This window comes from Olleya sp. ITB9 (genome assembly GCF_001315805.1).
Taxonomy (GTDB): Bacteria; Bacteroidota; Bacteroidia; order Flavobacteriales; family Flavobacteriaceae; genus Olleya; species Olleya sediminilitoris.
In genome coordinates this window covers 15031-37210 of record NZ_BCBW01000016.1, presented here as the reverse complement: position 1 = coordinate 37210, position 22180 = coordinate 15031, and the positions used below count along the sequence as shown (strand labels likewise).

The 22180-nt window shown below is 30.7% G+C and carries 19 protein-coding genes; 11 read left to right on the top strand and 8 right to left on the bottom strand.

Going from position 1 to position 22180, the window contains the following annotated elements:
• Positions 1-12: 12 nt before the first annotated feature.
• From ITB9_RS03645 to xerD, 3 genes are all read right to left on the bottom strand, one after another.
• Complete coding sequence (locus tag ITB9_RS03645) at positions 13-1140, bottom strand: PAS domain-containing protein (RefSeq protein WP_054851188.1); 1128 nt, start codon at positions 1138-1140, stop codon at positions 13-15.
• 136 nt (positions 1141-1276) lie between these two features.
• A complete protein-coding gene (locus ITB9_RS03640) occupies positions 1277-2410 on the bottom strand; it encodes a PAS domain-containing sensor histidine kinase (protein ID WP_054851187.1) in 1134 nt (377 codons plus the stop codon).
• 88 nt (positions 2411-2498) lie between these two features.
• Positions 2499-3395, bottom strand: coding sequence for a site-specific tyrosine recombinase XerD (gene xerD / locus ITB9_RS03635; RefSeq protein WP_054851186.1), 897 nt, complete (start codon positions 3393-3395; stop codon positions 2499-2501).
• Positions 3396-3906: 511 nt separating this feature from the next.
• Between xerD and ITB9_RS03630 the strand changes: the two genes are divergently transcribed.
• From ITB9_RS03630 to ITB9_RS03620, 3 genes are all read left to right on the top strand, one after another.
• Entirely contained in the window at positions 3907-4503 is a 597-nt protein-coding gene (locus ITB9_RS03630; RefSeq protein WP_028290925.1) for an outer membrane beta-barrel protein, read from the top strand.
• Positions 4504-4581: 78 nt separating this feature from the next.
• Positions 4582-4998: a type II 3-dehydroquinate dehydratase gene (gene aroQ, locus ITB9_RS03625; RefSeq protein WP_054851185.1), complete on the top strand. Its 417-nt coding sequence runs from the start codon at positions 4582-4584 to the stop codon at positions 4996-4998.
• Positions 4999-5166: 168 nt separating this feature from the next.
• Positions 5167-5808 (top strand): porin family protein, encoded by a 642-nt coding sequence (locus ITB9_RS03620; RefSeq protein WP_054851184.1) that lies wholly within the window; start codon positions 5167-5169, stop codon positions 5806-5808.
• A gap of 69 nt (positions 5809-5877) precedes the next feature.
• Here the strand turns inward: ITB9_RS03620 and lpdA are convergent, their stop codons facing one another.
• Positions 5878-7254, bottom strand: a complete 1377-nt coding sequence (lpdA, locus tag ITB9_RS03615) for a dihydrolipoyl dehydrogenase (RefSeq protein ID WP_054851183.1) — start codon at positions 7252-7254, stop codon at positions 5878-5880.
• 117 nt (positions 7255-7371) lie between these two features.
• Here lpdA and ITB9_RS03610 point away from each other — a divergent pair, with 117 nt between their 5' ends.
• The gene (locus ITB9_RS03610; RefSeq protein ID WP_028606240.1) at positions 7372-8655 is read left to right on the top strand and encodes an NAD(P)/FAD-dependent oxidoreductase; all 1284 of its coding nucleotides are present in this window, start codon (positions 7372-7374) and stop codon (positions 8653-8655) included.
• A 4-nt stretch (positions 8656-8659) separates the two neighbouring features.
• Here ITB9_RS03610 and ITB9_RS03605 read toward each other — a convergent pair whose 3' ends face one another.
• Genes ITB9_RS03605 through msrB (ITB9_RS03595) form a run of 3 tightly spaced genes read right to left on the bottom strand, consistent with a single transcriptional unit; the run spans position 8660 to position 10056 of the window.
• The gene (locus tag ITB9_RS03605; RefSeq protein ID WP_054851182.1) at positions 8660-9190 is read right to left on the bottom strand and encodes a DUF1572 family protein; all 531 of its coding nucleotides are present in this window, start codon (positions 9188-9190) and stop codon (positions 8660-8662) included.
• Positions 9183-9578 (bottom strand): peptide-methionine (R)-S-oxide reductase MsrB, encoded by a 396-nt coding sequence (gene msrB, locus ITB9_RS03600; protein ID WP_028606238.1) that lies wholly within the window; start codon positions 9576-9578, stop codon positions 9183-9185. Before msrB (ITB9_RS03600) ends, ITB9_RS03605 begins: the two co-directional genes overlap by 8 nt.
• Entirely contained in the window at positions 9571-10056 is a 486-nt protein-coding gene (msrB, locus tag ITB9_RS03595) for a peptide-methionine (R)-S-oxide reductase MsrB (RefSeq protein WP_054851181.1), read from the bottom strand. Before msrB (ITB9_RS03595) ends, msrB (ITB9_RS03600) begins: the two co-directional genes overlap by 8 nt.
• A gap of 132 nt (positions 10057-10188) precedes the next feature.
• Between msrB (ITB9_RS03595) and ITB9_RS03590 the strand changes: the two genes are divergently transcribed.
• The 7 genes from ITB9_RS03590 (at position 10189) to ITB9_RS03560 (ending at position 20570) form a co-directional block, all read left to right on the top strand.
• Complete coding sequence (locus ITB9_RS03590) at positions 10189-11592, top strand: glycogen synthase (RefSeq protein ID WP_054851180.1); 1404 nt, start codon at positions 10189-10191, stop codon at positions 11590-11592.
• Between the two features lie 6 nt (positions 11593-11598).
• Positions 11599-12864 (top strand): glucose-1-phosphate adenylyltransferase, encoded by a 1266-nt coding sequence (locus ITB9_RS03585; RefSeq protein WP_054851179.1) that lies wholly within the window; start codon positions 11599-11601, stop codon positions 12862-12864.
• A 3-nt stretch (positions 12865-12867) separates the two neighbouring features.
• Entirely contained in the window at positions 12868-14781 is a 1914-nt protein-coding gene (glgB, locus tag ITB9_RS03580; protein WP_054851178.1) for a 1,4-alpha-glucan branching protein GlgB, read from the top strand.
• 180 nt (positions 14782-14961) lie between these two features.
• A complete protein-coding gene (locus tag ITB9_RS03575; RefSeq protein WP_054851177.1) occupies positions 14962-17367 on the top strand; it encodes a glycoside hydrolase family 31 protein in 2406 nt (801 codons plus the stop codon).
• A gap of 132 nt (positions 17368-17499) precedes the next feature.
• Complete coding sequence (locus tag ITB9_RS03570) at positions 17500-18330, top strand: M48 family metallopeptidase (RefSeq protein ID WP_028290912.1); 831 nt, start codon at positions 17500-17502, stop codon at positions 18328-18330.
• 91 nt (positions 18331-18421) lie between these two features.
• Positions 18422-19723, top strand: a complete 1302-nt coding sequence (locus ITB9_RS03565) for an MFS transporter (RefSeq protein ID WP_054851176.1) — start codon at positions 18422-18424, stop codon at positions 19721-19723.
• Between the two features lie 34 nt (positions 19724-19757).
• Positions 19758-20570, top strand: coding sequence for a hypothetical protein (locus ITB9_RS03560; RefSeq protein WP_054851175.1), 813 nt, complete (start codon positions 19758-19760; stop codon positions 20568-20570).
• 68 nt (positions 20571-20638) lie between these two features.
• Here the strand turns inward: ITB9_RS03560 and ITB9_RS03555 are convergent, their stop codons facing one another.
• Entirely contained in the window at positions 20639-22180 is a 1542-nt protein-coding gene (locus tag ITB9_RS03555) for a polyamine aminopropyltransferase (protein WP_054851174.1), read from the bottom strand.

Genomic DNA, 22180 nt, shown 5'->3' with positions numbered 1-22180 from the left:
TAACTAACCTAACTAACTTACAGTATAGTGTGTTATTTTTTTATGGATAGGAATTACTATTTTAAATGTGGTTCCAATATTTACTTGACTATCTACATCAATAGTACCACCATAAGCTTCGATTTGATTTTTTATTAAATACAAGCCGACACCTTCAGCTTCTGGATTATTATGAAATGTTTTGTATAACCCGAAAATTTTATCCTTAAACTTACCTAAATCAATACCTAAACCATTATCTGATATTGTTAAAATTAAATTTTCACTACAACTTTCAGTTTTAATTTTAATAACAGGAGGTCTATCAGGATGTTTATAATTAATAGAATTAGTAATTAAATTTTGAACAATGCTATGAAGGTAAGTAGAATCAAAATTGATTACACATTCTTCGTCTATATCATTATATATTACAGCACTGCTTTCTGAAATTATAAAATTAAGCTCTTCAATAACAGTATTAATCTCATGGCTTACATTAACCCTATTTTGGATAGAGTTTTTTTGTGTCTGTATACTAACGACTTGATTTAGGTTTTTAAGTGTTTTGGTTAACGACTTTGATATCGTTCTTAAATGGTAATATAATTCTTGTTTTTCTGTATCAGATTCGACTTCTTCATTTAAATTCAATATACTCTCAAAATTTCCTGCATGAGATTTTAGATTGTGAGTCACAATGTGAGCAAAACTTTTTAGTTTATTATTCTGAGATGTTGTTAAATCTATTGACTTTTTTAAAGCTAATTCTGTTTCTTTTTGTTTTGTAATGTCAGTGTGTGTACCTATAATACGTGTCGGTTTTCCCTCAAAATCTCGCTCTACAACTTTACCTTTATCTAAAATCCATCTATATGAATTGTCCTTGTGTAATACTCGGTGTACATTTACATATTCAGAAATTTTACCATTTATATGGTTATTAAAATCTTCAAAATACTCTAATTTATCTTCACGATGTACTCGATCATCCCATTCTGAAGGTTTAGATCCAATTTCATGATCTTCAAAACCAAGTATTTTTTTTGATTCTTTAGAATAAAATACTTCGTTAGTTATTGAATTCCAATCCCAAACTCCAATTCCAGAATTTTCAAGAGCAAAATGCCATTTTTGGTTTTTAATTGTTTGATTTTCCATTTTTTAGATTATGAGGTGTCTAGCAAATATTAAAAACTTTATAATGTTTTAATGTTTTTTAGAGTCCCGAAAGCGTTACATCGATAAACTACTTAATTTGCAGTTTAAACGTTGGTTTTGGATAATTATTGCACGTTTAATTTGGGATTTTAATCGTAAAAGTAGTGCCTTTATTAACTTTACTTTTAATATCAATAGTACCATTAAAGGCTTCAATTTGATTTTTAACTAAATACAAACCAACACCTTCAGAATCTGTATTATTATGAAAGGTTTTATATAATCCAAAAATGTCTTTCCCAAACTTATCTAAGTCTATGCCACATCCATTGTCTGTAAATTCAATTTGAACCATATCACCTACTTGTTTGGATCTTATTTTTATTATAGGATTTCTGTCTTTATGTCTATACTTTATTGAGTTAGTAATTAAATTTTGTGTAATACTTTGAAAATAAGAGGTGTTAAAGTTAATAAAACAATCCGTTTTTATATCTGTAATTATGCTTGCTTTTTGTTCGTGTATGTAATAATCTAACTCTTGTAAGATTAAGTTAATTTCTTTACAGATACACAATTTATTTTCAGTATTCTTTTTTCTAGATTGAACTGTTACAATTTCGTTTAGATTATTGATGGTTTTTGTTAAAGATTTAGACAGTGTTTTAAGATAGTCAAGCATCTCTATCTTTTCGTCTTCGGTATTTGCTTCTTCGTAAAAGCCTAAAAGACTTTCAAAGTTACCAGCATGTTGCTTTAAATTGTGTGTTACAATATGTGCAAAATTTTGAAGTTTATTATTTTGCTTTACTACAAGGTCTAGAGTTTCTTCAACTTTTTTTTCAGATTCTGCAAACTCTGTAATATCAACGTGTGTTCCAATTATTCTAGAAGCTTCACCATGTTTATCTTTTTCAATTATTTTTCCTCTATCTAATATCCATCTATAAGATCCATCTTTATGTAGTACACGATGTTTGTTTTCGTATAATGGTTTTAAACCATTTAAATGGTCTTTAAAATCTTGATAATATTGCTGCCTGTCTTCTGGATGCACACGATCATTCCAATCTGTAGCATTTTTACCAAAGTTAATATTATCTTGTGTTCCAATTATGGTTTTGGATGGTGTAGTAAATGATATTTGATCTGTATCAGAATTATAATCCCATATACCTACTTTAGATATTTCTAATGCAAGTTTCCATTTTTGTAGATCAAAATTTGAGGTATTTTGATTTAATCCAATACCTTTAATTAACTCAGACATAAAGTTCTGTTTTTATATGCTAGCAATTAGGGAGTCTTGCCTAAAACATTCAGTATGAAGCAAATATAAATAAATTTAATAAATATAGTTATCGTCTTGGATGAAAATTATTTATAACATTTGTTAATTGGGTTTTGTCAACATGTGTATATATTTCGGTAGTTGTTATACTTTCATGTCCTAGCATAAGCTGTATGGCTCTTAAATCGGCTCCGTTTTCTAATAAATGTGTAGCAAAAGAGTGTCTAAATGTATGAGGAGAAATATTTTTATTAAGGTCTATTTGTTTAGCTAATCCTTTAATAATTGTAAATATCATTGCTCTAGTTAGTTGTTTACCACGTCTATTTAGAAACAAAATATCATTATGATCTGGATGAATGGTTAAATGATTTCTAATGTGTGTTTTATAAATAGTAATATATTTTTGTGTGTCTTCAAGTATAGGTACAAACCTTTGTTTATCTCCTTTTCCTGTTACTTTAATAAACCCTTCCTCAAAAAACAAATCTGATATTTTAAGGTTAGTTAACTCACTTACACGTAAACCGCAACTGTATAGCACTTCTATAATAGCTCTGTTTCGTTCACCTTGCGGATGACTTAAATCTATGGCTTGTATTAGGTTGTTAATTTCGTTTTCGCTTAGTGTATCAGGTAATTTTCGACCAATTTTTGGAGAGTCTATAGTATCTACAGGGTTATCTTGTCTGTAATCTTCAAATACTAAATAATTAAAAAAACCTTTTAAACCTGATATTAATCTGGATTGAGATCTTGCATTTAAGTTTTTTGCAGCTTCATAAATAAATTGCTTAATAGTCGTAGTGTCTATAACTATTGCATTTGTTTGTATAGCATTTGAGTCCAAATATTTTATTAATTTATTTACATCTAACACATAACTATTAATAGAGTTGTCGGATAATCCTCTTTCTATTTTTAGATATGATATGTAATCTTTAAGAGCTTGAGTCCAGGTCATAGGTTATAAATATAGCAATTGTTAAAAATGTCCATTTTTTTGTGTTAGAATAACTAAATTCAGCTTGTAATTATTAATAACAAACTTAATTAAATTCTGAGGTTGATTTTAGTATTCAAAATAACATTTTCCAACTATCAGTTGGTTTTTTTTTGATTGTAACTGTAGTATTTTGATGTAATCTTTTTAATTTATTTACTAAATACAGAATAATTAGTGTTGCCATTATAATGGTGATTCTAATATTTATTTAATGTTAAATAAGTGTTTTATTCTTTATTTTTGGTAATATATGCTTAATGTTAAATAATGCGTTAAAATTTGTTAAAGCCTATTATTTAATAGGTTTACAGTCTTTTTTTGTCAAAATAAAAAGTTAAAGTTTTATCTTAATAAGTTGAAAGTTAATATGGTACTTTTTGTTAAGTTTTTTTTATCAAAATTTACTTGTACACCTTTGCTTTAGCTTCTAATTTTGTAAGCTCAAATAATTTAAAATTTAAATTTAATTATGAAAAAATTATTATTTACAGCTGCAATTGCAGTATTAGGTTTTACAAGTGTTAACGCACAAGATGAAATGACTACAGTTGGTGGTTTTGAAGAAGGTGATGTTTTTATTTCTGGTTCAGTTGGATTTGGTAATGAATCTTTCGGAGATGAAAGTACAAACGTTTTTTCAATTGCTCCAAAAGCTGGATACTTTTTATCTGATAACATTGCAGCAGGTTTAAAACTAGGTTACACTTCTTTTTCAGGAGATAATGACGGAGTTGATTTTGTTGATGCAAGTGAATTAGCTATTGGAGTATTTGGAAGATATTACTTTACTGCAGATGATCAATTTTCTTTATTTACAGAATTAGGGGTTGATTATATTTCAAACGATGATAAATTAGCAGATGCTAAGAGTGATGGTTTTGATATTGCTTTTGCTCCAGGTATTAGCTACTTTGTTTCTGATAATTTTGCAATTGAAGCAACTGTTGGTGTTTTAGGATACTCTACAGAAAAAGCAGATTTTGATGGAGCAGAGTCTAGAAACAATTTTGATTTTGGTGTAAATTTTGCTGATATCAACTTTGGTGTTGTTTATAAATTTAACTAAGTATTAGTAAATTAAATATTTAAAACCGAAGCTTAATAGCTTCGGTTTTTTTATGCTCAAATTTTTTATCTTTACTTTATGAAAAAACTAATTATAATTAATGGTCCTAATTTAAATTTGTTAGGAAAACGTGAGCCCAACATTTATGGAAGTTTATCATTCACTGAGTTTTTGGATACAATTATAGAAAAATATCCGAATGTTTCTATAGAGCATTTTCAATCTAATATAGAAGGAGAACTTATAAATAAACTTCAAGAAGTTGGTTTTAGTTACGATGGTATTATACTTAATGCTGCTGCTTATACACATACCTCTGTTGGAATAGGTGATTGTGTAAAAGCTATTGAAACACCTGTTGTAGAAGTGCATATTTCAAATACTTTTGGAAGAGAAGAGTTTAGGCATCAGTCTTATATTTCGGCCAATGCAAAAGGTGTTATACTTGGTTTTGGATTACAAAGTTATGAGTTAGCTATTCAAAGTTTCTTGTGATTTGTTATTCCAAAAATTATACTGCAAAGTCTTTATCTATATTAAAGTTTTTTAAATTGTATTAAAGACTGTTAAAAGCAATAGCATTGTTGTTAAACCATGTTAATGTAACATCTGTAACTTATTTTGACATCGTAGTTAAGGTATATTAACCTAAAAAACAATATGATGAAAAAAATAATATTAAGTACTATTGTACTATTTATTTCAGGAGTAACAATGTTAAATGCGCAAGCAGATAGAAAAGATGTTCAAATAGGTGTAAAAGGAGGTTTTAATTCCTCTACTATAAGTGGAGACGATTTAGGAGATTTAGAATCAAGAACTAGTTTTAACGCTGGTTTATTAGTCGAAATACCTATTACTGAGCGTTTATCTTTTCAACCAGAAGTCTTTTATTCTGGTCAAGGTTTTGATGTACAAGAAATTGATCAAGACAATGTTTTTGATACAGATGATAATATCGAATACCAATTAGATTATATTCAAGTACCATTGTTATTAAAAGCCTATTTAGTAAAAGGATTAAGTGTTGAAGCTGGTCCACAATTTGGATTTAAAATTCATGAAGAATTTGACTCTCAACCAACAAGTGATGGAGGAGATATAGAAATTGATTCTGAAGACTCTTACGTTAAAGATTTTGACACTAGTGTTGCAGTAGGTGCATCTTATAAGTTTGATAGTGGTTTTTTCTTAAGCGGTCGTTATAATATTGGAGTTACAGATATTTTTGAAGATGGTACACCATTTGAAGGTGTTGATGCCAAAAATAATGTTTGGCAATTTGGTCTAGGTTTTATGTTTTAAAACCTAACTTATATAACAAAAAAAGTTCCATGATATTGCTGAACTTTTTTTATTTAAACTATATAAGTTTTATAAATGAATTACCTCATCATAAGCATCTGCAACAGCTTCCATTACAGCTTCACTCATAGTTGGGTGTGGATGTATTGCTTTTAATACTTCGTGTCCTGTAGTTTCTAGTTTACGTCCTAAAACAGCTTCAGCTATCATATCTGTAACACCAGCACCAATCATGTGGCATCCTAACCATTCGCCATATTTAGCATCAAAAATTACTTTTACAAAACCTTCTTTGTTTCCTCCAGCACTAGCTTTACCAGATGCAGAGAATGGGAATTTTCCAACTTTAAGATCGTAACCTTGTTCTTTTGCTTGTTTCTCAGTTAAACCAACACTAGCAATTTCTGGAGTAGCATAGGTACAACCAGGTACATTACCATAGTCTAAGGCTTCAACATGCATTCCTGCAATTTTTTCAACACATAAAATAGCTTCAGCAGACGCAACGTGAGCTAAGGCTTGACCAGGAGTAATATCACCAATTGCGTAATATCCAGGAATATTAGTTTGGTAATAATCATTAACTAATACTTTGTCTCTATCAACAGCGATACCTACATCTTCAAGACCAATATTTTCAATATTAGATTTAATACCAACAGCAGATAATACGATGTCAGCCTCTAATACTTCTTCTCCTTTTTTTGTTTTAACGATTGCTTTAACTCCTTCACCAGATGTATCAACACTAGTAACTTCAGCAGAAGTCATTACTTTTATACCGTTTTTCTTAAACGAACGCTCTAATTGCTTAGAGATATCTTCGTCTTCAACAGGTACAATTCTATCTAAATATTCTACGATTGTAACTTCAGTTCCCATAGAGTTATAGAAGTAAGCAAACTCAACACCAATAGCTCCTGATCCAACAACAATTAGTTTTTTAGGTTGCTTTGGTAATGACATTGCTTGTCTGTAACCAATTACTTTTTCACCATCTTGAGGTAAACTTGGTAATTCTCTAGAGCGTGCTCCAGTTGCAATAATTATATGATCTGCACTGTACTCTTTACCATCAACATCAATTTTCTTTCCTGTTTTTAATGTTCCAAAACCATCAATGACATCAATTTTGTTTTTTTTCATCAAAAACTTAACACCATTACTCATGCCTTCGGCAACACCACGACTACGTTTAACAACAGCATTAAAATCCTTATCGTATTCTTTAACAGAAAGACCATAGTCTTCTGCATGTTTTAAATATTCAAAAACTTGAGCCGATTTTAGTAATGCTTTTGTAGGTATACATCCCCAATTTAAGCATATTCCACCAAGATTTTCTTTTTCAATAATAGCAGTTTTAAAACCTAATTGAGATGCTCTAATAGCAGCTACGTAGCCTCCAGGACCACTACCAAGTACAATAATATCGTATTTACTCATTGTGTATTTTTTTGTAGTTTTAAGAAGTTACGAAGTTACAAAACCAAAATTGAATAAAGAATTTAGAATCTTAAAAAAATATATCTTTTAGTACCTTTGTGCAGCAAGTTTTAAAATATGAACATACCTAAGTCTAGTTTTCCACGAGTAATAATTATTGGTGGAGGTTTTGCAGGCATCGCTTTAGCAAAAAAATTATCAAAGCAAGAAGTACAAGTTGTACTTTTAGATAAACATAATTATCATACATTTCAGCCATTATTATATCAAGTGTCTACAGGCGGTTTAGAGCCAGATTCTATTGCTTATCCTATTCGTAAGGTATTGCAAGATTTTCCTAATTTTTTCTTTAGACTGGCTAATGTTTCAGAAATAAATACAGACAATAATCGTGTTATTACTAATATAGGTGAATTAAAATATGATTATTTGGTAGTGGCTTCTGGATCTAAAACCAATTATTTTGGTAATAAATCTATTAAAGAGAATAGTATGGAAATGAAAACCATACCACAGTCTCTAAACTTAAGGAGTTTAATACTTGAGAATTTTGAAGAAGCCTTATTGACTTCAGATTTAAACGAAAGAAATGCTTTAATGAATTTTGTAATTGTTGGAGCAGGGCCAACAGGTGTAGAGCTTGCTGGTGCTTTAGCCGAAATTAAAAAAGGAATACTACCTAAAGATTATCCAGATTTAGATACACGACTAGCACAAATTAACTTAATACAATCTGGAGATAAAATTTTAAAAGCAATGAGTACTAAAGCTTCTAAAAAAGCTGAAGACTTTTTGGAAGACTTAGGCGTACATGTTTGGAAAAATATTAGAGTTACTGGTTATGACGGAAAAACGGTCACCACAAATAGTGATTTAACTTTTGATGCAGCAACAGTAGTTTGGGCTGCAGGAGTAAAAGGAGCAGCTATTAAAGGTATAGATGCAGAACAGTTTGTAACTAGAGGAAATAGAATTATTGTAAATGAATTTAATCAAGTAAAAGGATTAGATAACATTTTTGCAATTGGTGATGTAGCGCAAATGGAAACTGAAGCAGTACCATCAGGACATCCAATGATGGCTCAACCTGCTATACAACAAGGTAAATTATTAGGAGAAAACTTACTAAAGTTATTAGAAAATAAACCCATGAAACCCTTTGTATATAATGATAAAGGATCTATGGCTACTATTGGTAGAAATAAAGCTGTTGTAGATTTACCAAAGTTTAAATTTCAAGGTGTTTTTGCTTGGTTTGTTTGGATGTTTGTACACTTGTTTTTCTTAATAGGATTTAGAAACAGAATGGTTGTTTTTATAAATTGGGTTTACAACTACATTAGGTTTGACAGAGAAGCACGTTTAATTATTAGACCTTATAAAAAGGAATTAAAATCTTAAAAAATTATTGTTTAGCCTGACTAAACTTTTTAGCATTAAATTGACTGGATTGTCCTTTGGGTATTGATAGACTTTGCCAAGTTTCATTTTTAATAAGTTTACCAATATGTGCTATTTGCCCAATGTGGTAACTGTAATGACCTAATTGTCTAAAAATAGCTTCGGCTACCAGATGGCTTTCATTTCTGATATAAACAGTACGATCCAAATCCTGATTGTTTAAAGGTGTAATAGCATTAAATAAGCAAGTCCATCCTTTATCCCAATCGGCTAATAACTGCTCTTTTGTAGTGTAAGTGGCTTCAAACTCTTGCTCACGTTGCCTCCATGTTTTTTCGCCATCTTCGGTTAAAAAGTTAGTCCAACGACTTAACATGTTACCAACGATATGTTTTACAATAATAGACACACTGTTGGAATTGCTATGGGATTTCCAATTCATTTCACTAAAAGATAACTGCTGGAGTGTTTTATCTCCAGCAGTTTTGTAATAGTTAAACTGTTTTATAACACTTGTAATGTGGCTATTATTCATTTTTAAAATCTACGCTTGCACTGTTTACACAAAATCTAGTTCCTGTTTCTGTTGGACCATCATTAAATACATGACCTAAGTGACCACCACAATTAGAACATACAATTTCGGTTCTAATCATTCCATGGGTTTTGTCTAATATATTGGTGATACTTCCTGGAATGGCATCGTCAAAACTTGGCCAACCACAACTAGATTCAAATTTACTATCGCTTTCAAATAATTGCTGGTTGCATGCTGCACAATGATATGCTCCAGACTCGAAATGTAAATTGTATTTTCCCGTATGTGGCATTTCGGTACCTTTTTTACGTAAAATACGATACTGCTCATCTGTTAGCTCGTTACGCCATTGTTCTTCAGTTTTATTGACTTTAAAATTACTCATTACTTGGTTTAAAATTTAATGCGACTCCGTTTATACAATGTCTTTTTCCTGTAGTTGCTTTAGGACCATCATTAAACACATGACCTAAATGACCACCACACGTTGCGCAATGTTCTTCATCTCTGGTGTATCCAATTTTAGTATCTGTCCCAAAGGCAACATTTCCTTTAATTTCTTGGTCAAAACTTGGCCAACCTGTTCCTGAGTCAAATTTGTCTTCACTTTTAAACAGTGGTGTGTCACAAGCAGCACAGTGATATACACCAGCTCTTTTTTCGTTGTTTAAGCTACTACTAAAAGGACGTTCTGTACCTGCTTTACGCAAAACATAATATTCTTTATCAGATAATTCAGTTTTCCATTCAGCATCAGTTTTACTGATTTCAAAAGTTTTCGAATCAGATTTTTTAGCTTCTTCTTGTGCGTTAGATTTACAATTAAATAGACATATTAAAAGTAAGAATGCAATTTTTTTCATAATTTTTCTTTTTTATAAAGATATTGTAAAATCTTAAAATAGAATTAATACAGACTTAATTTTAAATTAAAAATAACATTTCATTCTTTATTATTTAAAGTGTAACTTTCATCAATAAATTAAAATAAATAAATGAAAATTATACACATAAGTGCAGAGTGCTATCCAATTGCAAAAGTTGGAGGATTAGCAGACGTTGTTGGAGCTTTACCTAAATACCAAAATGCTTTGGGTCATCCTTCCTCTGTAATTATGCCTTTTTATGATAATAAATATACTCAAGAACATACATTTGAAAAGGTTTATGAAGCCGAGTTTAATTTAGGTCCTAATTATTATGTTTTTAGTGTTTTGAAAACTAAAGATTCAGATTTAGACATTGAAGCTTATTTTATTGATATTCCTGAGTTATTGTATAAAAACTATGTGTATTCAGTAGACGATACTAAGCGTTTTATAGCATTTCAAATTGCTGCTTTAGATTGGATTAAAGTCCATAAGCAGCAACCAGGTATTATACATTGTCACGATCATCACACAGGGTTAATTCCTTTTATGTTGCAAGAGTGTTTTGATTATCAGGTTTTAAATACAATACCAGTAATTACTACTATCCATAATGCACAATACCAAGGTTGGTTTGGTTATGATAAACTACATTTAATTCCTGATTTTAATGAAGAAAAAATAGGGTTGTTAGATTGGAATGGTTGTATAAATCCATTAGCAGCAGCTATTAAATGTGCTTGGAGAGTCACAACAGTATCACCAAGCTACATGGAAGAATTAAAACAAAATGCAAATGGTTTGGAAAGTTTATTAAGTCATGAAAGCACAAAATGTCAAGGTATATTAAATGGGATTGATACCCAAGTATGGAATCCAGAAACTGATGATTTTATTATTGAAAACTTTACCAAAGACACGATCAGTACAGGTAGAAAAGCTAATAAGAATTGGTTATGTAAAGAGTATAATTTAGATCCAAATAAACCCTTGTTTGGATTTATAGGTCGTTTGGTTTCAGAAAAAGGTGTCGAAATTTTCCCTGATGTTTTTAAAAATGTTTTAGAAACTGAAGCAGTATCTATTTTATTATTAGGATCGGGAGAAAAAGAAACTGAAAATGCTTTAAAAAGCTTAAAACCAGTATATAATGGAAAATATAATGCGTATATTGGTTATGACGAAAGATTATCTCATATTATTTATGCAGGAACAGACTTTTTATTAATGCCCTCAAAAGTTGAGCCTTGTGGCTTAAATCAAATGTATGCTTTACGTTATGGTGCCATACCTATAGTTAGACGTATTGGCGGATTAAAGGATACAGTAATTGACATTGATCAAGATGGATTTGGAATATGTCATGATGATGTAAGTGTTTATGAAGTAGAGTATGCTATTAAAAGAGCTGTAGCATTATATAATGATAGTAAGAGGTTTAAAAAATTACAAAAACAAATAATGACAATTGACCATTCTTGGGATGTGTCTGCCAAAGCTTATATTAATTTATACCAATCCATAAACTAAAACACTATGATTAACGACAAAGTACTCTCCATTATTTTAGGAGGAGGTCAAGGCACAAGGTTGTATCCATTAACTGCTTCACGCTCTAAACCAGCTGTACCAATAGCAGGAAAATATAGATTGGTGGATATACCAATTTCTAACTGTATAAATTCAAACATCAAACGCATGTTTGTACTAACACAGTTTAATTCTGCGTCGTTAAATAGACATATTAAAAATACGTATCATTTTAGTTTTTTTAGTTCAGCTTTTGTTGATGTATTAGCAGCCGAGCAAACACCAGGAAACAAAACTTGGTTTCAAGGTACAGCAGATGCTGTTAGACAAAGTATGCATCATTTTTTAGAACATGATTTTGAGTATGCTTTAATCCTTTCTGGAGATCAATTGTACCAAATGGATTTTAACAAAATGATAGATGCGCATATTAATACAGGAGCAGATATATCAATAGCAACAATTCCTGTTAATGCAAAAGACGCGACTTCTTTCGGTATTTTAAAAACTAATGAGGATAACTTAATTACGTCATTTATTGAAAAACCAAATTCAGATTTATTACCAGAATGGACCTCACCTGTGAGTCCTGATATGGAAAAACAAGGTAAAAATCATTTGGCTTCAATGGGTATTTATATTTTTAATAGAGACCTTTTAGTAGATTTGATGAATGATCCTAAAACTATAGATTTTGGTAAAGAAATCATTCCGCAATCCATTAATAAGCACAAAACGATTAGTTTTCAATATGAAGGTTATTGGACAGACATAGGTAACATAGATTCGTTTTTTGAAGCCAATATTGGTATCACAGATGATATCCCAAAATTTAATCTTTATGATATAGACCAAAGAGTGTATACACGTGCCAGAATTTTGCCAACATCTAAAATTTCTGGAACAAATTTAGATAAAACCGTTATTGCAGAAGGTTGTATTGTACATGCTTCTAAAATTGAAAAATCTGTAATTGGTATCAGATCTAGAATAGGTAAAGAAACTACAATTATTAATACTTACATGATGGGTTGTGATGCTTATGAGTCTTTAGAAGAAATAGAAGAAAATAATATTAAAATCTTATTAGGTATTGGTGAGCGTTGTTTTATTAAAAATGCAATTTTAGATAAAAATATCAGGATTGGTGATGATGTAAGAATTAATGGAGGAAGTCATTTAGAAGATAAAGAAACAGATACTTATGTTATAAAAGAAGGTATTGTAGTCATAAAAAAAGGTGCAATAATACCTAACGGATTTGTAATTTAATATATGGCAGAAGTAACAGTATTTAGCTTATTTACAGATTTTGATATAAATCTTTTTAAAGCAGGAAAGCATTATAAGTTATACGAAAAGTTAGGGTCACATATTATGACTTTAAACGCAGTACAAGGGACTTATTTTGCTGTTTGGGCACCAAGTGCAAAACAAGTATCTGTAGTTGGAGATTTTAATTATTGGACAGAAGGAGAGCACCTTTTAAATGTACGTTGGGATGAAAGCGGAATTTGGGAAGGCTTTATACCAAATGTAGGTAAAGGCACATCTTATAAATATAAAATACAGAGCCACAATAATAATAATATAGTTACAGAAAAGGCAGACCCTTATGCAAGACGTTTTGAACATAACCCAAATACAGCTTCTATAATTTGGGATGATAATTATACTTGGCAAGATGATAAATGGATGTCTAATCGAAAACAAAACAATGAGTTAGATGCACCATATTCGGTTTACGAAGTACATTTAGGATCTTGGAAAAAACAAATTGAAGACAATCGGTTTTTATCTTATGTAGAGTTGGCAGAAGACTTAGTAAATTATATCAAAGAGATGAATTTTACACACGTCGAGTTAATGCCAATTATGGAATTTCCTTACGACCCAAGTTGGGGTTATCAAATTACAGGATACTTTGCGCCAACCTCTAGATTTGGCTATCCAGAAGAATTTAAATTACTTGTGGACAAACTTCATCAAAATAACATAGGAATCATTTTAGATTGGGTTCCATCACACTTCCCTGAAGATGCTCATGGTTTAGGCTTTTTTGATGGGTCATGTTTATATGAGCATCCAGACAAACGTAAAGGTTATCATCAAGATTGGAAAAGTTTAATTTTTAACTATGGTCGCAACGAGGTAAAATCTTTTTTAATCAGTAATGCAATGTTTTGGTTAGACCAATATCATGCAGATGGATTACGTGTAGATGCTGTTGCCTCTATGCTATTTTTAGATTACAGTAGGGAAGAAGGAGCATGGGAACCCAACATGTATGGAGGAAGAGAAAACTTAGAAGCGATAGCTTTTTTAAAAGAATTAAATACAGCTGTATACAGTAATTTTCCTGATGTCCAAACTATAGCAGAGGAGTCTACAGCGTTTCCAGGTGTATCAAAACCTGTTTTTTTAGGTGGCTTAGGATTTGGTATGAAATGGATGATGGGTTGGATGCATGATACATTACAATATTTTAAAAAAGAACCTATTTATAGAAAACATCATCAAAACGATATTACGTTTTCCATGACTTATGCTTTTACCGAGAATTTTATGCTACCCTTAAGTCATGACGAAGTAGTTTATGGTAAAAAATCCATCTTGGGTCGTATGCCTGGAGATGAATGGCAACGTTTTGCTAATTTAAGAGTTCTTTACGGTTATATGTTTACACATCCAGGAACTAAGTTATTGTTTCAAGGTGCAGAATTTGGACAAAGTGAAGAGTGGAATTTTCAATCCAGTTTAGATTGGCATTTATTACAGTATAAGCCACATAAAGGTATGCAAGAGTATGTCAAAGCTTTAAATAAAGTTTATAAATCGCAACCAGCTTTATTTGAAAAACAATTTTCTTTTGAAGGATTTGAGTGGATAGATTATGGAGATGCAGAACATTCTGTTTTAGTATATATTAGAAAAGGTAATAAGCCAAAAGATAATTTAATTATTGCTTGTAATATGACACCAGTACCTTTAGAAAATTACCGAATTGGTTTGCCTAAAAAAGGACAGTTAACCGAAATTTTTAATAGTGATGATAGTTCCTATTTTGGAACAGGTGACTTCAAAAATCAAACTTTAATAAGTCAGTCAAAATTATGGCATTCTAGAAAAAATTCGGTTGAAATTACAATTCCGCCTTTAGGCATTTCAATATTAAAATATAAATCTTAAGCTAAATAAAATGATATTGACTCAATATCATTTTATTAGTTTTAAGGTCTGAAAATAAAGCATTTAATAATTTTTTAAATCTAAAACGTTGTAGTTGATAATTTGTAAGAATTAACATTAGCAATGTTTTAGTAACAATATAATTTTCCGTTTTTTTACTATATATAATAATAGATAACTATGATTGTAAATACCGAATTAGAGCAAAAAGGAAATTTATTTCCATCAAGAATTATAAAGTTTCAAAAGGATGTTGATACATTATATTTTTATACCGAAAATAATGTCGTTCTTCAATTAACAGTTTTAAGAGATAGTGTATTAAGATTTAGATACACTACAACAGGTACTTTTGAAAATGATTTTTCATATGCAATTACTAAGTACGCAAGTACAGGTTATAATAAGTTGGAAATTACTGAGAATGATGATTTTTATACCATCATTACTTCAAAGTTAAAATGTGAGGTTTCTAAAAAAGATGCACGAGTAACTATTTATGATGTGCTTACAGACCAAATAATTAATCAAGATGAAATAGGGTTTCATTGGGAAGAAAGTTATGAGTTTGGAGGAAACATCGTTAAGATGAGTAAAACCGTTAATGAACGTGAAAGTTATTTTGGACTAGGTGATAAGCCAGAGCATTTAAACTTAAAAGGAAAGCGATTTCAAAATTGGGTTACAGACTCTTATGCATTTGGTAAGCACACAGATCCAATATATAAAGCTATTCCGTTTTTTACAGGTTTACACCATGGTAAGGCGTATGGTATTTTTTTTGATAATACCTTTAGATCTTATTTTGATTTTGGTCAAGAACGTCGTAATGTCACAAGTTTTTGGGCTCAAGGAGGAGAGATGAACTATTATTTTATCTATGGACCTAAAATGGAAACAGTTGTAGAAAACTATACAGACCTAACAGGTAAGCCACACCAATTACCACCTTTATGGGCTTTAGGTTTTCATCAATGTAAATGGAGTTATTATCCAGAAGCAGAAGTCAAAGCAATTACATCTAAGTTTAGAGAGCTTCAAATACCATGTGACGCTATTTATTTAGATATAGATTATATGGATGGTTTTAGATGTTTTACATGGAATAAAGACTATTTTCCAGATCCTAAACGCATGGTTAAAGAGTTGGCAGACGATGGGTTTAAAACCGTAGCTATTATTGATCCAGGAATTAAAATAGATCCAGAATATTCAGTATTTAAAGAAGCTTTAGATAAGGACTATTTTTGTAAACGTGCAGATGGTCCTTATATGAAAGGTAAGGTATGGCCTGGAGAATGTTTTTTTCCAGATTTTACTAAACCAGAGGTTAGAGATTGGTGGTCTGGATTATTTAAAGAGTTAGTAGAAGACATAGGTATCCAAGGTGTTTGGAATGACATGAACGAGCCTGCAGTTATGGAAGTGCCAAATAAGACTTTTCCAGATGATGTACGTCATGATTACGATGGTAATCCTTGTAGTCACAGAAAAGCGCATAATGTCTATGGTATGCAAATGGCAAGAGCTACTTACCATGGCATGAAAAAGTTTAATTACCCAAAACGACCTTTTGTAATAACTAGAGCTGCTTATTCTGGTACTCAACGTTATACTTCTACTTGGACAGGTGATAATGTTGCTACTTGGGAGCATTTATGGATCGCTAATGTTCAAGCACAACGTATGGCAATGTCTGGGTTTAGTTTTGCTGGAAGTGATATTGGTGGATTTGCAGAGCAACCTCAAGGGGAGTTATTTACTAGATGGATTCAATTAGGTATTTTTCATCCATTTTGTCGTGTGCACTCATCAGGAGATCATGGAGATCAAGAACCTTGGGCTTTTGATGAGGATGTAACAGACGTGGTTAGAAAGTTTATTGAAATTAGATACCAACTTTTACCATATTTATACACTGCTTTTTGGAATTTGGTAGAGCATGGAACACCAATTTTAAAATCTTTGGTTATGTATGACCAAGAAGATAGTCAAACGCATTATAGAACAGACGAGTTTATGTATGGTAACCAAATACTAGTTTGTCCTATACAAGAGCCAAATGCTAAAGGGCGCAGAATGTATATACCAAGAGGTACTTGGTATAACTTCTGGACTGATGAGGTTGTACAAGGTGGAAAAGAAAAATGGGTAGATGCAGAGATAGATAGTATGCCAATTTTTATTAAAGAAGGTGCTATTATCCCTAAATATCCAAAGCAACAATATGTAGACCAAAAAGTTATTGACGAAATAACCTTAGATGTGTATTATAAAAAAGGTAAAGAGTCTTCACAATTATTTGATGATGCTCACGATGGTTATGATTATACCAAAGGACGTTATAGCTTCAGGACATTTAAATTAACAGGAAAGTCAAACGAGTTGATTTTACAACAACACAAAGAAGGAAAGTATGAAGCGACCTTTAAAACCTTCAAATTAAATATTCATGGGTTACCTTTTGAAATAAAAGAAATTCAGTTGGATAACGAAACCATTTCTATAGAACAATTAAAAGTCGATGGAACAATAGCAATGGTAGTGGATAAAAAATTCACTGAAATTCATTTAATAGGAGCATAATTATGTTTTAAAAAGCACTTCAGAGTGTTTTTGTGTATTTAATCGATAATCTAGGTGGTCTTTATACTGTGAAATATGTTAAATTTGCCTAAGTTTTTGTAGCTTTATAGAAAGAAATAATTAAAAATAATCATGAAATTTAAAAAATCCATAGTTGCAACATTAGTTTTACTTTTAGTAATGTCTTGTGCAACTAACCCATTTACAGGAAAAAAAACTTTAGCATTTGTATCTAATGCACAATTGTTTCCTACAGCTTTTGCACAGTATAATCAGGTACTAACAGAAAGTAAAGTAGAAACAGGAACAACTCGTGCAGATATGATTAAACGTGTTGGACAACGTATTGCAGTTGCTGCAGAACGTTGGTTAAATGCCAATGGACAACAAGGTTACCTTAATGATTATAAATGGGAATATAACTTAATTGAAGAAGATGTTGTAAACGCATGGTGTATGCCTGGAGGAAAAATAGTGTTTTACACAGGTATTTTACCAGTAGCAGCTAACGAGACTGCTGTTGCAGCAATTATGGGTCATGAAGTTGCACATGCTTTAGCTAACCATGGTCAACAACGTATGAGTGCTTCTTACATTCAGCAAGGTTTAGCTGTTGCAGGAAACATTGCCATTACAGATGATAACCAACGTAATGCTTTTAATCAATATTATGGAGTAGGATCTAATGTTTTAGGAATGTTACCATTTAGTAGAAGTCATGAAACGGAAGCAGATCGTATTGGTTTAATATTAACAGCAATAGCAGGATACAATCCAGATGAAGCTGCAAATTTATGGAGACGTATGGCTCAAGCTAGTGGTGGATCTGCACCACCAGAGTTTTTAAGTACGCATCCAGCTAACCAAACACGTATAGATAACTTAACTGCATTGTCACCTACAGCTAAAGCAGAAGCTAAAAAGTTTGGTGTCTCTAGCTTTAGACCTTTAGGTCAATATTAAGTTAGTATTAATAATATTAAATTACTTTGTAAGCTGTTCTTGATATCAAGAACAGCTTTTGTATTTTTAGGCACTAACTAATCAAAATTAAATGGAACATCTTAAAAAAGGAAGTAAAAAGTTATTGAATGCTTGGGCATTTTATGATTGGGCAAATTCAGTATATACCTTAACTATAGCATCGTCAATATTTCCTTTGTTTTATGGAACTTTATTTACCTCTGAAGATGAAACAATAGCTGCTTTTGGCTTTGTAATGAAGCCAACAGTGTTAATTTCAATTATTACAGCTTTTACTTTTTTGGTTGTAACTTTTACATCACCAATTTTATCTGGTATTGCAGATTATGTAGGGAATAAAAAAAACTTTATGAAGTTTTTTTGTTACTTAGGTAGTTTTGGTTGTATTGGACTGTACTGGTTTTCAAAAGAAAGTATTCATATTAGTTTATTATTCTATTTCATGGGACTGTTAGGGTATTGGGGAAGTTTAGTATTCTATAATTCCTATTTACCAGATATAGCTTTTGATGAGCAACAAGATCAAATTAGTGCCAAAGGATTTTCTTTAGGTTACATTGGTAGTGTTATATTACTTGTGGCTAATTTAGGGATGGTTATGACTCAAGAAACTGGAGCTGAAAAAGTTGAAATGATGAGGTATTCTTTTATAACCGTTGGTATTTGGTGGTTAGTATTTAGTCAATACACTTTTTATGTATTACCAAAAGGAGTTTCTCAAGGACATAAAGTAACAAAAGACGTATTATTTAATGGATTTAAAGAGTTGAAAATGGTTTGGTTTCAACTGAAACAAAATTTAAGATTAAAACGCTATTTATATGCCTTTTTCGTGTTTAGCATGGCTGTGCAAACTATAATGTTAATGGCAGTTTATTTTGGTGAAAAAGAAATTGCATGGTTAGATGATGCTCAAAAAACACAAGGTTTGATTGTAAGTATATTAGTCATTCAACTTGTGGCAATATTAGGAGCTGTTTTAACCTCTATAGCTTCAGCAAAATATGGTAATGTTAAAACTTTAATTGTTGTTAATATTATATGGATGCTATTATGTTTTTACGCCTATTTTATGATTACACCAGTTCAGTTTTATATAGCAGCAGGATTTGTAGGTTTAGTCATGGGAGGTGTCCAAAGTTTAGCAAGGTCTACTTATTCAAAATTTTTACCAGATACTACTGAAGATACAACATCATATTTTAGCTTTTTTGATGTAGCAGAAAAAATAGGTATTGTTATTGGTATGACTGTTTTTGCTGTGGTAGACCAGATTAGTACAATGCGTAATGCTATTTTGTTTTTATTTATCTTTTTTTTAATTGGAATTGTATTGCTTTTTAGAGTACCAAAACACGGAGAATTAAATTAATTATCTTAAGTTTAATGTCTAAAACTTATAAAACATGAAAAAAACTTTATCGCTATTATTCTTATTATTAATTGTATTTAGTTGTGAAAACGAAGCGTTAGAAGGTTTTGACCTTGAGTCAAACAGTGATTCACCATTTGAGAATAACGATGTTATTGGAGAATCTGGAGGTGAGTCTACAGGTGACTATTGGCCAATGGCTACAGGAAATAAATGGACTTATGATAATTATATTGATGGACAACAAGAAGACGACGGTATTATGGAAATTTCTTTACAAGAAGATTATTTAGGTTTTCCTTCTTATTTATATAGTTCTTTTTTGCCAAGTTCAACTAGTACAGATGGCTCTGTAACAGGAGATGTAGAGATCAATGCTTATTCTAGTAAAAATGGAGGGGATTATCACATTAGTGTTGCTAGTACTTCTTTTGAAGTTAGTGGTGTTTATCAAATTTCTCAATCGTCTTACAGTTTTGTAATGTTAAAGGACTATTTAGAAGTTGGAGAAACATGGACCAGTAATTACAGTATAACGACTTCTACAGAAGTATTAATGGATGGTTTACCTGATGTCCCAGACACTAACATGAATGTAACTTATAATAACGAAATTATGGAAAAAGGTATAAGCGTTGAGGTTAATGGTACTACTTATAGTCCAGTAATTAAAGTTAAAGCAAACTCTACATACCAAGTAGCTGGATTACCAGATAGTTCAGCTGAATACTTTTATTATTTTGCAGAAAATGTAGGTCTTATTAAATACGAAGGAAGTGTTTACGATGGTGATGATAGTATTACAACTTCTATTTTAGCAGAACTAAACGAAGTTATTTTAAACTAAAATAGTATAATTAGAAAAAAGAAAGCCACTATTTAATAGTGGCTTTCTTTTTGTAATAATATTGGTATTTAGTATAAATTCCAATTCCCTTCTTTATAGTAAGTATATAATTTAGGATTAAAAATAGTGTTGATTTTAATGTTTGTTGTATCTGACAAAGGTTTACCAAATGAAGTTAGTAAGTTTATAGATTTATTATTTAACCATTTTAAAGAGTCAATTTTAGATACATCTATATTTTGTATTTGTTGGCTAGAAATCTTTTGTTTGCTACCTATAATCCAACCCCATTCTCCAAGAGTTAAAATTTGATTGTGTAAAGGTATAGTATTAAAATTAGCTGCTTGCATAGTTTTTTCAATACAATAAAAAGCTTTAGTTGCATAGTATGGACTGCCACTTTGAGTAATCATTATTCCATTTTTGGTTAATCTTTGACTACATAAAAGATAAAACTCTTTGGTGTATAGTTTATTTAGATCAACATTATTAGGGTCAGGAAGATCAACAAAAATCACATCATAATCAATTGTTTTATTTTCTAAAAAAGTAAAAGCATCTGCAGCAATTGTTTTTATTTTAGAATTATTTAAAGCGTTGTTGTTTAGCGATTTAAAGGTTTTATTTTTTTTCCCTAAATCCAGCATAACTGGATCTAAATCTACTAAAGTTATTGTTTCAATATTATCATATTTTAAAATCTCTCTAGCTAAACAACCATCTCCACCACCTAAAATTAAAATATTATTTTTTTTCTCCGCTAGATTCATAGTCACGTGAGCCATAGGCTCGTGATACATAAATTCGTCAAATGAAGATAATTGCTGATTACCATTTATGTATAAGGAGTGCCATTCTTTCCATTTAGTAATTACAATTTTTTGGTATTTTGTTTGTTGGCTAAAAACAATTTTATCCTTGTATTTTGCTTGTTCTCCATATTGTATAATAGGATTAGCAAAATAGACACCTAAAGCAATACAGCTTGTAACAACTATGTATGCTAAGATTAATGTTTTTTTTATTTTAGTTGAAAAAGTATCTTTTAAAACTACAAATAGCCAAAATGATACACTTAGGTTTAGAAAACCTAAAATAAAAGGAGTGTAAGTTAAACCTAAGTAGGGTAGACCTACAAAAGCAAAAAACAAGCCTCCAATTAAACTTCCAAAATAGTCTTTTTCTAAAATATTAGAGATGTTAAGACGAAGCTCTTCGTAATCATCATTGATACGAGTAGCAAGAGGTATTTCTAAACCAATTAACAATCCAATAAGTATGGAAAACATATATATTATCAACCATGAAAAATCTGTGTAACCATAAATTAAATAACAAATTATAGCTGAAAAAGATATAAATACAGATAATACTAACTCAGTAATTACAAACGATAAGACGACGTTACCAGTAAATAGTCTAGATAACCGACTACCTAAGCCCATTGCAAATAACATAATTGAAACAATTAAAGTAAATTGCAATATTGCGTTACCAATAAAATATGACGCTAAAGTAGATAGTATATATTCTGCGACAATACCACTTAAACCTGTTGCAAATAATGCAATTTTTAATGCAAATGATTTTTGCTTTTTTGTGTATCCCAA